The following is a 16219-nucleotide window of genomic DNA, read 5'->3' as shown; positions in this document are numbered from 1 at the left end:
ATTTAAGGCTGCAAAGGTAGGAAATTCCTGCAAAATAAGCTGAAAATACCCTTTAAACGTACATAAAATTTTTCACTTATAAAATTTCACAAAGATGAATGAAAAACTCCTCCCGGTCAGAATCAATACAAATTCCGGAAGAAAAGCGTATTAATTGTTGTTTTTTAGCCGGCTGCAGAACAGGGCCCGGCGTGGTTGTGTCACTCCCTTCATCGTCCCGGTCAGGTATCAGCTATCCGGGGCTGACCAAAAGCCCCTTTTGTCATTGTCAATAGATTCTGAAACAAGTTCAGAACGACAATCTACTATAAACAGACTTTTTAGTCAGTCCTTATCTTTTGTCTCCATTCACCTTTCACCATTCACAAAAAGCTCTTTAATGCCCGGCTTTAATCCCAATCAGCCGCCACCGCTTCTATCAGCAGGTTCCCTGCGCTGTCTTTCAGTTGAATCCTATGCCCTTCAAGGGTATATACCCGTACCTGTTCCAGCTTTTCTATGCAGGCAGCTTCCAGTTTCATAAAAGGAGCACAATACATTTTTGTTGAGGACAGGTTCGTAAACTGAACCCGGTTGCCTGGCTGTGCTATGGCCGTTAAACGGATCGTATTGCACCCAACCTTACTACCGGCATGCTGTAAGTCAGTAAGATCAATAGAAGCCTTTGCTTTTATCAGTTCGCCTTTGGTAAAACCTTCCATTCCGGTCAGCATCCACTGACGGTTCAGTGGGCTTTTGACAGGCATACTTGCCCCTGAAAGGCCGGTTTCATTGAGAGCAGCCCTTCCCTCCAGTAAAAGCACATTCTCCTTATCAAATAATTTTAAGCGGTTACCGATGACCTGGTATTTGGTAACCAATGGCAGCGCCTTTGTAAGGATGGATTCATATTCCATTGCTGCTTTGCAATATTTGCGGGTGCCGGCCACCTTACTGAAAGAAAGGGAATAGGGCGCAACGGCCTTTGCCTGGAACCGCAGTTGATTACAGCCGGCAAAAGCATGGGCCCGGGTAAGATCGGTCAGGTCAATAAAAGGATCCAGCAGGTTAAAGCTGTCCGATGTAACGTTGATCATTTTTACAATAGCCCATCTGCGGTTAAGGCTCCCTTTTTCATCCTCTGGATCAATCTCAGCCTGTAAAACGGTTGCACCTTTCCGGTCCAGTAACTCCAGGCGGGTGGCAGTAACCTTATACGTATATACATCAGCCAGTTGCTTTATAAATAAGGAACGGGTAGCACTGTCTGTACAATTGGGGGGGCCGCCGGCGGATACCCGGTCGTCCAGCTCTATCCGGTTGTAGCCCAGCCTGGGTGTCACGCTTAGCGTATCGCAGCCAATTGCAGCCGTAGAATGGTATACATTCCTCAGATCCAGGAAAGCATAAGGCATTGACAATGGAAAATCCTTTAGCGCTGTTATCTTCCATTTATGATGCAGTGCTTCTGTATGGAATGTGCTTTGCAAAGGGGCTTTGGACGCACAACTGCCCGCAGCCAGCGCTGTAAGCGTCACAAAAACCCATAAATACCGTTGTATGATCAAAACCGTGTTTTCCTGTAAAATTATAAAGAATATGCTCTTATCCGGTAATGAAAAATTAGGCAGATCAAAAGATTCCCGAAGCGGGCTGTAGAGGTGCAACATTTTTTACCTCTTATACATTTCAATGCCGGTTTATTTTTTTATAGTGATATCATCTAAAACAACAGCTGAGGCACCATGATTGGCAAATGAGATACGGATCGTTTTTTTATTGTTTCTGAAATCGCTGCCTGTTTTAAAACGGATTATCCTTTTTTTAAAAGAGCCCTCCCCGTTTTCATTGTGCACCGCAAGCGGGGTCAGGGCGCCATTTACCGGTGCCACGTCTTCAATGGTTGCTGTAATGCGCGCTCCGCTGAACCAATATTCCATTTTATAATCGGATTGACGATCAACATACACATATTGTTCAATCATCTGGCCGGGATCCAGTAATACGGCACGGTTGCTGTTTCTGCCGGTACCCGTTGTCAGCGTGCCGGTACCCTCCCAGGGTACAAGACTTTCGCTATCTTCAAAACCCGGATTGGGCAATTCGTTACTATCCTTTAAGGGCCATTGATAATACCGGATATAATCCACTTCCATATTTACGGCGTTGCCGGATCCATAGCTACCCAAAAAAACGTTCATAAAATGATTGGGCGAATAAATTTTATGCTTGTCTGTATACTCATGGATCAGGGTGCCGTTGATATAATGTTTAATGCTGACCGGCGTCCACAAAATGCCATGGGTGACCCAATTGTCCTTGTGCTGATACCCATTAGCAATATGCGTGGCTAGATTGTGTATAAATTTCCCGTTCTTATCTACCTGCCCGTGCAATACAAACTGGGCGTTCAGGTTTTCAAACACATCGATCTCAAAAACCTGACCTGGCGGCCGGATGCCATGTACGCCATTTAACACAGTTCCCTGCTCCAGATAATAACGCAGGTCCGGCCCTGGTGAGTCCAGCCAGAAAGCTGTATTCAGGCCTTTTGGGTTGCCCTTGCTGCTGCGTCTTACTTTTACTTCAAAATAACCACCCCGGCTGTTATCCAAAAGATTTTCATTTGTTCTCCAGTCATAGGTTTGAATTGAGGATATTTTCTGGCTCCCCTTGGGGTCATATAATCTTACGGGCAATGAGTCGTTCACAAAAAGATCGATCGTTTTTCCGTTCATCCTGTAAGCCGGTTGCGGCAACTGATCTTTAAGCATTTCTTTGCGGGATTGCGGGCTCAGATAATTTAACGTAGAAAAATAGTTGGTCGTCCATTTATTCCGGTTTAATAATGCGTCGTTAAATTCATCCTGCCAGAAAAGCTTCATGCCTTTTGGCACTGCTGCGGAGCTGGGGTTGATTTTTAATTCCTTTAATTCTTCAGGATCCTGTATCCATTTTTTCTGTGTCCTGACAATACCGGCTAACACGCCTTTTATTTTTCTTTCAGTAACCGGCGCCACCCATACTTTATACACAGCTTCCGGCTGCACATTCTGTATGTAAAACCGGTTTGATCCTGCGTTTATTATGGTATCCGGTTTCCCGGGCTTTTTTCCTTTCGCGGACCAATAAAGCCGGTACTCTTTTGCGCCGGGTACCGTATCCCAGCCTACACGTATCCAGCTGCGGGTACCCATTAAGTGCAACTGTTCATTCTTGTTTTGCTGGCCACTGGCGGTTATAGCGGATAGGATCAGTACCAGGTAAAAAAAATTTTCATTAGTCTGTTTTTATATTGATTGCGTTTTTTATTTCTGGCTGTAATTACTACAGGATCACTACAATAACGGTCACTTTATAACAAACAGTAATTTGGGGCCTTTACACTGTCTTGTTCCGGAAAGCCCTGAGTTACTGTTTATTTAACACTGATGCTGCCGAGGCGATACCAGCCATCTGCTGTCCTGCCTTCAATAGCAAGTTTTACTTTGGGCTCATTTGTCTGTTTTTCTATGATACCAATGTCAAGCTGATAATTACCTGCCGGTAAATCATAAGGCAGGTACACTGCATTATCATACAGGTTATCTCCCGGCATCCATTCCGTAATAGCAGCATCAGTAGTACGGATCACCGTATCCCGCCTGTTCTGCAACCGTATTGCGAAGCAATAATCTCTTTTATATATGGGCGCTACGCCTTTATTTTCCCACCAGGAGGTGAACCATAATTTTCCGCCACGCATGATCTCCTTCGGATAAGTGAACCTGCGCACTACAAAGCGGTACCCCATTTTGTTCAGCCACCGGTTCACCTGTGGCCACCATTCTTTTGGAACGGCAGATGATTTAGCATTAAAGCTTGAAACATGCCATTTAAGCGACTGATCTATAATATAATCAATATTCCATCCCTCATCTTTCCATTTTTGCATTACCCAGCAAACTTCCAGGCTCACAGGCCCTTTCTTCCAAGCATCCTGCATTCCGAAATTGATAATGCCTTCCGGATAATAATCCAGCATGTGCGACCAGTTCTTATCAAAGCCTCCCATATCACCCAGGCAGTCGATGCGCCAACCAATACCGGCTTTTGACAGGGCATATGTTTCTGTTTTCTTATCGGTTAACAAAGCAATCAAAGACGTCTTTTTAAAATGGTCTGTATAGGCGTCCACCAAAGCTTCCCTTGTTTGCCGGGAAAGCTGCGAAGCGCCGCGGCCTTCCCCCAGAAGCCAACAATAGAAAGATCCAGGGCCTCCAGATCCGGGTGCCCATCATACCGTTTACCCAGTTCGGCAATCATTCCCCCGTAATATTGCGCGTATCGCGGATCTTCCGGATTTACCCGCCAGCCGGCAGAATCTGTGAACCATTCATTTTTCGATCCCACCATAGCCCGGTACCAGCCGGGCACATCACTATCTTTGTCATCGCCTTCTCCATAGGGCGCCACGCGCAGCATGAGCGTTTGCCCGCGCTCATGAGCTGTAAGAAGTGCCTGATCAATGATTTTCCAGTTAAACCTACCCTTTTCCGGCTCCAGGAACCGCCAGTAAACCCTGAAATAAGCAATGGATGTAAGCGGGTATTCCTTATTGGTTAAATTTCCCTTGAATGGCTGATAAACGATGGGCCTGCCTTCTGTCCATTCCAGCCCCTGATTCAGCGTATCACCATTGAACCGCTGAAAAGTGGTGAAGCCGATTCCCGGGTTCGTTAATACACTATCGATCTCTTTTGGAATAATACGAGCGATCCTCTGTGCCGAAAAATTCTCGATCTGACCATAAAGCCGGGTACAGAGCAAAAGAGACAGGATACCTGTACATAATTGTAAAAATCCCTTTTTTTTCATGGTCAAATATTACCTGTCATTAAAAAATGAGTTACTGCTGTTTGAACTCAGAAGGAGCATATCACCGGAGTTTTTATACCATAAAATGAGGAGGCATTATAAGCCTCCCACATTTGAACTGTCAGGTTGCGGGGAATTAATTATAGCCGGGGTTTTGCTTAATAATGCCATTGCTTTGTGTAACTGCCGTTCTGGGAAGAGGGAATAATACTTTATAAGGCTCTGCAGTAGTGGAACCATCATTTGCAGCACGTTGGGTATATAAGTTCCAGCGAATGAGATCATCCCTCCTCTGACCTTCCGCCCATAATTCAAACAAGCGTTCATCCTGAATTTTTTGCAGGAACTGATCATGATTTAATCCGGTGGGTATTGCAGCAAGACCTGCTCTTGCCCTGACATCGTTTATGGCGTTATACGCTTCTGAATTGGGGCCTCCATTTGCTTCATTGATGCTTTCAGCAAGCATCAGCAATACATCAGCATACCGGTAAATCGGCATATCGACGGCACTGTTCTGCGAATTAGCTTTTGACGGATCAGGCGCGTATTTCATAGGCACGGCTCCTATATCTCCTGCAGCTCGCGCATCTTTATACTTAACACTGCCATCTGCGTTTTTGCCAATGGGGTACCGCCGTAACAATACATTTAACCGTTTGTCTTGCGGATTAAACTTATCATAGCTTTTCCACGGCATTTTATAGCCTCCCCATGCGGTGAGGCTGATACCGGTAGAGTCTATATAATCTGCGGGTAATGCATGCGCCAGCCACATATTGGTATAGTTGGTTACGCTGGCGATATTGGTGCATACCACCGCAAGGATGATCTCCTTAGAGTTACCTCCCTTGTTATTAATATTAAACAGATCCTGATAGCTGCCCTCCAGCGAATAGCCCATTGTTTTAATCTGCTGCCCGGTTGCTACTGCCTTTTGCCATTGCTTTTCGTGCATATACAACTTCATAAGACCAGTAAGCGCCGCGGTTTTGGAAAACCGGCCATAATCGCCACCGGTAAATTTGGGCGGCAGCCCGTTGATGGCATCCTGCCAGTCTGCTTCAATTTGGGCTACCATCTCCTCACTGCTGGGCCGCGGTACCGGATCGGCATCCGGGTTGGACGCTATTTCGGCATCGGTAATTATGGTAAGCGGCCCATAATTAAAATACAACATCTGCGCATAATAGGCGCGTAATGCTTTCAGCTCAGCTATATACCTTTTTTTCAGGTCTTCGTCCAAAGTAACTTCCTGAATACCATCCAGTGCAATTGTAACCCTGGAAACAAAAGCCAGGTAGTTGCCGTAATTATGGGTTACCCAGTCAAAGTCCGGCGAAAAGTTTAAACTATACATACGGCTCCAGTCGCCACCCCATGCGCAAACACCTTCATCGGTGGTCATCATGGCCTGGGTCTTCCAGCTATAGGTGCCGGCCATTGCTCCGCCTTGCCAGTCGCCACCGCCGGCCAGTCCGGTATAAGCGGCATTTACGGTGGCAGCCACGCCTTCAGGTGTTTTGATTACTGAATTCAGATCGCCGTAACTTGTGTAATCCAGTTTCTTTTCGCAACCGGCCAGTACAAGCAGCAGACTTGCGCTGCATGCGGCTGTTATTATGCTCTTATATGAGATAGATAATTTCATATTTCTTTTTTTACTTTTTAAAATGTAGCATTGATACCAAAGACATAACTTTTCACCAGCGGGTAGAAGTTATCCTGACTTAGCTCAGGGTCCAGCCCTGGATAGCTGGTGATGGTAAACAGATTCTGCGCATCAAAAGAAACCCGTATTGAAGAAAATATTTTTTGTTTGGCCATTAAACTCCCCGGCAGGGTATAGCCCAGTGTAATGTTCCTGGCCCGCAGGAAGCTGCCATCTACCAGCCAGTAACTCGCACCGTTCTGATAGCCGCTATAGGTAGGATCATAAAGAGCCGTTGGAAAAGTACCGTTTATATTGTTAATGCCCCATCTGTTGGTAACAGGCATTCCATTAAAGCCCTTATTGGATGCCATGCTGGTTTCTGTAGCTCTTCCACTTTCCAACGGAGACCATAATTTGCGCTTCATGCCGGACATATAGATATTCAGGTCGAAACCTTTGAACTGGAAATTATTACCAAAACCAAAGTTAAACTGAGGATCGCCATTGCCCAGATAAGTCCTGTCGGCCTCTGTTATTTTCCCGTCAGGCCCTGTCAGGTTTCCGTCAGCATCATAACCATGAATATCTTTTAAAATAAGGCCGCCCGGCAGCATATTGGGCATCCAGGCCGGCGCCGTTCCGTATTGGCCGGTAAAGAGACCGTCAGACAGGTAACCAAAAACAGGATTGAACAAGGCTTTGCTGCCGGTTGCATACTCATATTTTGCTAATTGTTTCAATGCCAGCGCAGACCTTTCCACCCAGTAGTTCAGGTAATGAGAGAAATTGATGCTGGTAGACCAGTTAAACCCGTCGGGCGATTCTGACCTGATATTTTTTGTATTGAAGCTGAGCTCATAGCCGGTGGATCTTGTTTTACCTGCATTGTCATACACGCCGCTGATAATAAAACCGGTGGGATAAGGCACATAGAAGATCAGGTTCCGGATGGTTTTATTAAAATAGTCAAAGGAGCCGGAAATCCTGTTATCTAAAAATCCAAAATCCAGGCCGGTATTAAATTCCCCGGCCGTTTCCCAGGTAAGATTTGGATTAGCGGCCTGGGTCAATACAACCCCGGTATTGATGCTGCCGCTTCCGAAATACGGGCTGAGGGATGATTGGTAAAGAGGAAAGGCAGAGGCTCCGAAAGAACTGTTCCCGGTTTCTCCATAACCGATACGCAGCTTAAGATAGCTGATCGCGCCGATCCCCTTCAACCATGGCTCGTCTGAAAGCACCCAGCCGGCTGATACCCCCGGGAAATAACCCCATTTTTTATTTTGCGCAAAAACAGAAGACCCGTCTCTTCTTATGGAGGCCTGCAGGGTTATATTGTTGTTATAGGTGTAAATGGCCCTTGCAAAATAGGAGGCCCAGATCTGCTCGCTCCTGCTGGAGCCTACCGCTGGGGTTAGTGCCGCACCTGATTTTAAGTTGTAATAAAGCGTCTGATCTGAAAGAAAGTTCTGGTTTCCTGCGTTAAAGCCGCTCCAGCCTGTTTGTTGATAAGAGTAGCCAGCAACCGCGTTTAACCGGTGCCTTTCTGACAGATCTTTATTATAGGTAAGGGTGTATTCATATAATTTAGATTGTGCATCGGACTCTGAAATACTTGCGGCACCATTTGCGTTAGATCCGTACAAAAAAGTTCTGGGAAAATAAGTGGCCCGCTTGGTATAGGACTGGTCATAGCTAAAGTTGGCTTTGGCTTTCAACCCCGGTATGATCGTCCACTCTCCATACGCACTGGTCAACAGCCGGTTCGCTTTTGTAAGGTCTGTTACAGTGCCATAAGAAAGCGGGTTGGGAATGGCCGGGTAGTACGGGCTAAGCGGGTAGCTGCCATCAGCCGCCTGCAAGGGTTGTATAGGCGCCCAGTAAATTGCAGCTGTAACAATACCTCCGTTTTCGTTTTCACCGCCGGTAACAGTGTTATTAGCTTCCGAATTAGATACCACAATATTGGTTCCCACCTTAATCTTATCAGATATAACCTGGTCCAGGTTCAGCCTGCCGTTATAGCGGCGGTAGTCCGTACCAATAATCACTCCGCGCTGGTCAAAATAGTTACCCGATGCAAAATAGCTGGTTTTACCATTTCCGCCGGTAAGAGATATATTATGCTGCTCCGTAAAGCCATTCCTGGTGATGGCCTCAGTTGCTGATTTTCCTGAAAGGGCATTATTGATCTCGTCCTGTGTAAATACCGGCGTGTATGGTTTTACAGAAGCCGCATCCCTGGTGCCGTAATAGGGCGCTATGGAACTATCCTTATACCACTTTTCCAGAGCCAGCTCATTACGTTCCTCCATATACTCCTTTGCACCATAAACGGGCCACATTTTATCTGCTTTTTGTACGCCATAAGAGCCCGAGTACTGGAGCCTGGCCTTATTGGCACTGCCCTTTTTGGTAACGATCAATACCACTCCGGAGCCTGCCCGGGCCCCGTAAATGGAGGCGGCGCTGGCATCTTTTAAAAACTGTATGGATTCAATATCGTTGGGATTAATAAAGTTTAACGGCGATTTGTCTACACCGCCTACCTGGTATTTTTCGCCGATGTCGCCGCCAATTTTTGGCTCGCCGGCCGCGTCATTTACCGGCACTCCATCAATCACATATAACACTCCGGCATTTGCATATGAAGGGTTGCTTCTGATTTGCACAGATACACCCGCGCCGGGCTGACCGGTGCCCTGGGTAACCTGCACCCCTGAAGCTTTCCCCTGTAATGCCTGCTGAAAGCTGGAAGTAATGCTCACATCCAGGTCTTTTCCGGATACTTTGGCAATGGCTCCTGTTACATCCCGTTGACGTAAGCTGCCATATCCGATTACTGTAACTTCTGTCAGGGGGTTATTAGCCAGTTTAAGCGCAACTGCTAATGTGGTCCGGGCTTCATAAATGATTTCCTGGGTTTCATAACCAATATAACTGATTACAATTGTTTCTCCTTTGTTTACGTCAATTGTAAATTTTCCCTCCTGGTTTGTTATTGCAGCACGGTTACTTCCCTTTACAGAAATACTGACACCTCCTAACGGCTTGCCATTTTCATCATTCACCTGCCCTGTAACAGGCTGATACAGATTCATGGCCGTTGCAGCATTAACCGGTGTTACTTCTCTTCGTTTTATAACTATTACATTGTCTTTTATTTCATAAGTTAAGGGCTGGTTTTGAAATAAAAGATCGAGCGCATCTTTCAAAGAAGCATTTTTTATAGTAACAGTTACAGGCGTTGCATCTTGCAGGTAAGATTTTACATAAAAAAAATCATACCCGCTTTGAGCCCGGATGGCCATCATTGCTTTAAGCAGCGGCACATTTTTTTCAGACAGATTAATCCGCTGCGCATACCCCCCGGCGCTTACCTGTAAAAATGAAAACAGCAGCAAAAAAGCCAGCATCTTCCGTGCAAATAAGCCTCTTGGCGATCCGGTCTCAGATAGCGAATCGGCTATCCTGTACAAAACTTTACCGTACATACTTTGGTTTTTTAAATTATTGGTAGGATATATTATATTGTCTATTAAGAATAGCGGCAATCAAATTTTGGCAGTAATTAAAATAAAAAGTATTTATCCCCTGCTTACATAAATTCTTTTCTCTTCAATACGAAACTTCAATAAACCTGTTGCCTGCATAATCGAAAGCACTTTAGATACCTGCTGAAAACGGGATACAGTTCCCTCCATCTTATCTAAAGGAATAGTTCCTTCATAAATCACTTCCACATCGTACCAACGGGAAATCTTTCTCATAATCTCATATACATTTTCATCGTTAAATTCAAAATAACCTTTCTGCCAGGCAATGGAAGCCGTTGTTTTAACCTTTGCAATCTCAATTTTGCCTTCTCTATCCAGCTTTGCCTGTTCTCCCGGTCTCAATGTTAGTTTTCCGTTTATATTTACTGACCCTTCTAATAAAGTTGTTCTTGCTTCTGATTCATCTGCATAACTATTTACATTAAAATGCGTGCCCAGCACTTTTATATCCTGCTGTCTTGAGTGTACAATAAAGGGTTTGGAAGCATCCTTGGCTACTTCAAAATAGGCCTCTCCATCCAGTTCTACCCTGCGTTCTTTTAATCCTGAAAAACTTACCGGAAACCTGACTGATGTTGCCGCATTAAGCCATATTTTTGATCCGTCCGGAAGTACTAGCTGGTATTGTTGCGCCCTGGCAGTAGTAAGTGTATTATATGCAATTGCCCCGTTGCTATTTGCCGGCATAGACATAAAGTTCTTATAAAGAACAGTGCTGTCCGATGTCCTGATAATTTCAGTGCCTGATTCTTCTGCTAACTTGCCCTGCATTCCTGCAGCCAGAGTGATTCTGCGCCCATTTGACAAAATCAATGTTGCGCTGTTTATTCCCGGTGCTATATCCCGTTCGGGAGCCGCTGCCATCTGGCTGTGGTCACTGGCCGGGGACTTTAGCAGTTTAATAGTAGCAGGCAAAACAGCAATCAGAATAATTGCCGCTGCAATACCCGCCCACAACCGGGTCACATTTCTTTTTCTGTTAATCAGTTTGTTTATTTTGCGAAATAATGCCCCTTGTTTTTGAGTAAATGCCTCTGAAGGCATTTGTTTGTCTGGCTGTTGCTGTAAATTGCACCAGGCATTGTAAATGCGCAGCTCTTCTTCAGAAGCCGTATTGTTTTGAATACGCTCAATAATTTTTAAAAGTTCCTCCGCGCTGATCATTTTTTTAAGTGACGATATTTAACGTTCCTTTATATGATAGGGACATAAAAGAAGACCTACCCCCAAAGCCCGGAGCTTTTTTTTTAAGAAAATTTGGAAACTGAAATAATGCCACAAAACAGCTGTATGCACGAGGTGGCCGGTTCATAAGGTTGCTGTAGAGAACCTCTCTGCCTGTATAATAAAAAAAGAGGCCGGTAATTTACAGGAAAGTGCTCCAGAATGACATTTTACCTAAATGCAGTTTTAATTTTTTCAGGTTAATGGTCATTTGGTTCTCAACCGTTTTTTCAGTAATTCCCAAACGGGAAGCTATTTCTTTATTGCTCAGGTATTGTTCCCGGCTCATCTGATAGATTTCTTTTGCACGCTGTGGTAAGTTATTTACAAAATCATTGATCGCGGCTTTCAGCTCTTTTATTTCAATACTGTCCTCTTCAACAGCCATTTCCTTTAACGCATATGTTCTGCTTAGTAATTCAGCTCTTTTTTTACTGGCCAGGATCACCCTGGTAAGCTTGTATTTTACCGCGGCCATCAGGTAAGCTTTCAGACAGGTAATATTCAGTTTTTTCTGGTTCACCCAAAGCCATACAAAAACGTCCTGTAGTGCATCTGTACATTCATCTTCCTGTTGCAGGATATTTAAAGCATAATGATACAGCAGGGAGGAATAACGAAAATAGATCTCATTAAAAGCCTCCCTGTCTCCTGCTTTCAACAGGTTTGTCAACTCCTGGTCACTGTATTGATTATAACCGATCATGCTGAATTTTTAAAATGAACCGGATTCCCTGAACCAGTTATAGCCTTGTCAGGCAGTAATAAAAATATTTGTGAACTGCTATCATTGAAAGAAATTTACAGATTCACAAACTGCATAACTATAAAACAAGCAAAAAACAATCTTTAAACTCCTTTACTTTACGATATTAAGATAAAAAGTGATCTGTTTACCGTGCAAACGGTTGCACTTACAGATCATACAGGATCAGGAAATTGATCCTGCATCAGGCAGGTTAGCAGTAAGTCTGCGTGAATGCATCTGTTGGCAAGTAATAGGGAAGTGCCCTTTTAATCAGACCGAAAATTTCCCCGAAACGCAGACTTCCGCTATTGACGGAAGCGCAGAGGAACCGTTGTCAGCGCTGTTCCCTGCCTCGCCGGCAGCGATTTCTGCGGAAACATTGAACGGCGCGAAGCTTTTCTTTTGGTTCTTCCCGGGGGAATGGTATCATTTCCGTTTGTGCGCTGCCGGATGATCTGTTCACATCTTCGTCAGCCAGTAAACCGGTAGCAGGTAGTACGTATACGCACAAAAAAAAGCCCCACATTACTGTGAGGCTCTCTCTAATAAGAATGGCAGCTACCTACTCTCCCGCATTGTGGTGCAGTACCATCGGCCATAAGGGGCTTAACTTCTCTGTTCGGTATGGGAAGAGGTGAACACCCTTGGTATAACCACCATAAAAAGGTTCTCATCTTATCCCTCTCCTTCAGGAAAGGTCAGGTGAGATAATAAATTAACATATCGGAAAAAAAATATTAGAAAGAGTACCCAACTCTAAAATAAAATTAAAGCTTACGAGCAATTAGTACTACTCGGCTTTGATGTTACCACCTTTACACCTGTAGCCTATCAACGTCATCGTCTCTGACGGCTCTTAAAAGTAAACTCATCTTGAGGCAGGTTTCACGCTTAGATGCTTTCAGCGTTTATCCTTTCCGTACTTAGCTACTCAGCACTGCACCTGGCGGCACAACTGATACACCAGCGGTACGTACGACCCGGTCCTCTCGTACTAAGGTCATGTCCTCGCAATTTACTAACGCCCACCACAGATAGGGACCGAACTGTCTTGCGACGTTCTGAACCCAGTTCACGTGCCACTTTAATCGGCGAACAGCCGAACCCTTGGGACCTTCTCCAGCCCCAGGATGTGACGAACCGACATCGAGGTGCCAAACCTCCCCGTCGATATGAGCTCTTGGGGGAGATCAGCCTGTTATCCCCGGAGTACCTTTTATCCTTTGAGCGACGGCCCTTCCATTCAGAACCGCCGGATCACTTTAGCCGACTTTCGTCCCTGCTCGGCCTGTTTGCCTCACAGTCAAGCTCCCTTTTACTAATGCGCTCTGCGTACGATTACCAACCGTACTGAGGGAACCTTTGCAAGCCTCCGTTACTCTTTAGGAGGCGACCACCCCAGTCAAACTACCCACCATGCACTGTGTGACTCGCGTCATTAGATCCTAAATCAAAGAAGGTTGGTATTTCAACGACCGCTCCACACTACCTGGCGGCAATGCTTCTTAGCGTCCCAACTATACTACACATCCGTAATTCAAAATCAATGCAAAGTTGTAGTGAAGGTTCACGGGGTCTTTCCGTCCCGTGGCGGGTAACCGGCATCTTCACCGATACTACAATTTCACCGGGCTCGTGGAGGAGACAGCGTTCAACTCATTAGACCATTCGTGCAGGTCGGAACTTACCCGACAAGGAATTTCGCTACCTTAGGACCGTTATAGTTACGGCCGCCGTTTACTGGGGCTTCAGTCAGAAGCTTTGGATTGCTCCGAACATCCTTCCTTAACCTTCCAGCACCGGGCAGGTATCAGGCTCTATACGTCATCTCTCGATTTTGCAGGGCCCTATGTTTTTGTTAAACAGTTGGTTGAACCATTTTACTGAGACCACATCGCTGTGGTACGCTTTATCCCGAAGTTACAGCGTCAATTTGCCTAGTTCCTTCTCCACGGCTCACCCGAGCGCCTTAGAATACTCATCCCGTCTACCTGTGTCGGTTTGCGGTACCGGCTGCTATACTCGCTTTTCTTGGAAGCACTCTCACTGCTGCGCTTCACCCGAAGGTTCCACTCGTCTAATCCGTCAGACTAGGCAGCTAACATGCTCCGTCACTTTCATCGCATAGCAGGCGCAGGAATATTAACCTGCTCTCCATCGTCTACCCCTTTCGGGTTTGACTAAGGTCCGGGCTAACCCTGATCCGATTAACGTTGATCAGGAACCCTTAGACTTTCGGCGATAAGGTTTTTCACCTTATTTATCGTTACTTATGCCTACATTTTCTTTTGAAACCGCTCCAGCATGCGTCGCCACACACCTTCAACGCCGTTTCAATGCTCCCCTACCGATTTACCACCTGGTGGCAATCATAGAGCTTCGGTTCATGGTTTAATACCCGATTATTTTCCGCGCAGAATCTCTCGACCAGTGAGCTGTTACGCACTCTTTAAATGAATTGCTGCTTCCAAGCAAACATCCTGGCTGTTATAGAAATTTCACATCGTTTGTCTAACTTAACCATGTATTGGGGACCTTAGCTGCTATTCTGGGTTATTTCCCTCTCGGCCATGGACCTTAGCGCCCACAGCCTCACTCCCGGAGATATGTACTAGCATTCGGAGTTTGTCAGGGTTTGGTAGGCGGTGAAGCCCCCTAGCCCAATCAGTAGCTCTACCTCTAGTACACTTCTATTATCCGAGGCTGTTCCTAAAAACATTTCGGGGAGAACGAGCTATCTCTCAGTTTGATTGGCCTTTCACCCCTATCCACAGTTCATCCCAAGACTTTTCAACGTCAACGGGTTCGGTCCTCCAGTGTGTGTTACCACACCTTCAACCTGACCATGGATAGATCACAAAGTTTCGCGTCTACCCCCACTGACTATACGCCCTGTTCGGACTCGCTTTCGCTACGGCTCCGTTTTCAATAACTTAACCTCGCCAGTGAGGAGTAACTCGTAGGCTCATTATGCAAAAGGCACGCCGTCACGGATAAATCCGCTCCGACCGCTTGTAGGCGTACGGTTTCAGGTACTATTTCACTCCCTTATTCAGGGTGCTTTTCACCTTTCCCTTACGGTACTGGTTCACTATCGGTGTCTGAGGAGTATTTAGCCTTACCAGATGGTGCTGGCAGATTCAGGCAGGATTCCTCCGGTCCCGCCCTACTCAGGATCCTACACGTCCTCGTTAATTTCCGCTTACGGGGCTTTCACCCTCTTTGGCTTAATTTTCCAAAAAATTCTGCTTGATAACGATTTCTAATAGTAGTCCTACAACCCTCAAGCGGCACGCCGCTCAAGTTTAGGCTCTTCCCTGTTCGCTCGCCACTACTTAGGGAATCATTGTCTTATTTTCTTTTCCTCCGGGTACTTAGATGTTTCAGTTCTCCGGGTTGGCTTTCCCGCCTTACAGCAGGAATGATATACCTTCAGTATACCAGGTTGTCCCATTCGGATATCCCGGGATATATTGCTTGTGTGCAGCTCCCCCAGGCTTTTCGCAGCTTACCACGTCCTTCTTCGCCTCTCAGACCCTAGGCATCCACCATACGCCCTTATTCGCTTTAAAAAAGTTTAAAAACTTAATTAATATGAGGCCAGCATCCCTGCTGGACTTTCTTTTTTAGGTTTGTTGTAGATTGTTACCCAACCACATTTCTTCAGACCATCCATAAAATTTTTATAGCGTGATTCTTACAAATTGTGATTGCGATTTGTTAGGTACTCTCCTAACAGTTTCTTTTTCCAATATGTCAAAGATCTTTGATCTATGTGATAATATGCAAATTTGAAAATTTGAAAATAACCACACAACCCTAAGTTGATAATCTGGCTTCGAGCCAACTAAACACCTCTCAGGTATTATCAATATCTAAAGAACTTCATTTTAAATTCTAAATTTTACATTTATTATTTAAAATTTCCTGTGGAGGATATCGGAGTCGAACCGATGACCCTCTGCGTGCAAGGCAGATGCTCTAGCCAACTGAGCTAACCCCCCTCCTTTAATTTAAAATTTTAACATTCTAAATTCAGAACTTTAAATTAATAAGGTGTAGACCCGACCAGATTTGAACTGGTGACCCCTACATTATCAGTGTAGTGCTCTAACCAGGCTGAGCTACGGATCTATTTAAATAATGTGCCAATGTGCTAATATGCTAATGTGATAATTAGTAATTATCCCTGGCTTTAGA

Annotated in this window: 8 protein-coding genes, 2 tRNA genes and 2 rRNA genes; all 12 read right to left on the bottom strand. The window is 45.3% G+C overall.

Features of this window, described 5'->3' with window-relative positions; genetic code table 11:
- Positions 1–389 precede the first annotated feature (389 nt).
- Entirely contained in the window at positions 390–1649 is a 1260-nt protein-coding gene (locus A8C56_RS05970) for an META domain-containing protein (protein ID WP_067753325.1), read from the bottom strand.
- Between the two features lie 30 nt (positions 1650–1679).
- Positions 1680–3176 (bottom strand): glycoside hydrolase family 16 protein, encoded by a 1497-nt coding sequence (locus tag A8C56_RS05965; RefSeq protein ID WP_084490040.1) that lies wholly within the window; start codon positions 3174–3176, stop codon positions 1680–1682.
- A 221-nt stretch (positions 3177–3397) separates the two neighbouring features.
- Complete coding sequence (locus A8C56_RS05960) at positions 3398–4120, bottom strand: DUF4832 domain-containing protein (RefSeq protein WP_067753319.1); 723 nt, start codon at positions 4118–4120, stop codon at positions 3398–3400.
- A complete protein-coding gene (locus A8C56_RS05955; protein WP_067753316.1) occupies positions 4117–4836 on the bottom strand; it encodes a beta-galactosidase in 720 nt (239 codons plus the stop codon). The genes A8C56_RS05960 and A8C56_RS05955 overlap by 4 nt, the downstream gene beginning before the upstream one ends.
- Before the next feature lie 136 nt (positions 4837–4972).
- Complete coding sequence (locus A8C56_RS05950) at positions 4973–6487, bottom strand: RagB/SusD family nutrient uptake outer membrane protein (protein ID WP_084490038.1); 1515 nt, start codon at positions 6485–6487, stop codon at positions 4973–4975.
- A 17-nt stretch (positions 6488–6504) separates the two neighbouring features.
- Complete coding sequence (locus tag A8C56_RS05945; protein ID WP_084490036.1) at positions 6505–9984, bottom strand: TonB-dependent receptor; 3480 nt, start codon at positions 9982–9984, stop codon at positions 6505–6507.
- 93 nt (positions 9985–10077) lie between these two features.
- Positions 10078–11211: a FecR family protein gene (locus tag A8C56_RS05940; protein ID WP_067753310.1), complete on the bottom strand. Its 1134-nt coding sequence runs from the start codon at positions 11209–11211 to the stop codon at positions 10078–10080.
- Positions 11212–11413: 202 nt separating this feature from the next.
- Positions 11414–11977, bottom strand: a complete 564-nt coding sequence (locus A8C56_RS05935) for a sigma-70 family RNA polymerase sigma factor (RefSeq protein WP_067753307.1) — start codon at positions 11975–11977, stop codon at positions 11414–11416.
- 591 nt (positions 11978–12568) lie between these two features.
- Positions 12569–12680: ribosomal RNA gene (rrf, locus tag A8C56_RS05925) — 5S ribosomal RNA — on the bottom strand.
- 103 nt (positions 12681–12783) lie between these two features.
- A 23S ribosomal RNA gene (locus A8C56_RS05920) occupies positions 12784–15591 on the bottom strand.
- Between the two features lie 358 nt (positions 15592–15949).
- Positions 15950–16023 (bottom strand) — tRNA-Ala (locus tag A8C56_RS05915).
- Positions 16024–16078: 55 nt separating this feature from the next.
- Positions 16079–16153: transfer RNA gene (locus tag A8C56_RS05910), tRNA-Ile, on the bottom strand.
- Between the last annotated feature and the right edge of the window lie 66 nt (positions 16154–16219).

This window comes from Niabella ginsenosidivorans, assembly GCF_001654455.1.
GTDB classification, from domain to species: domain Bacteria; phylum Bacteroidota; class Bacteroidia; order Chitinophagales; family Chitinophagaceae; genus Niabella; species Niabella ginsenosidivorans.
Note: the sequence above shows the minus strand (reverse complement) of the source record. Positions and strands in the feature narration are given on the sequence as shown.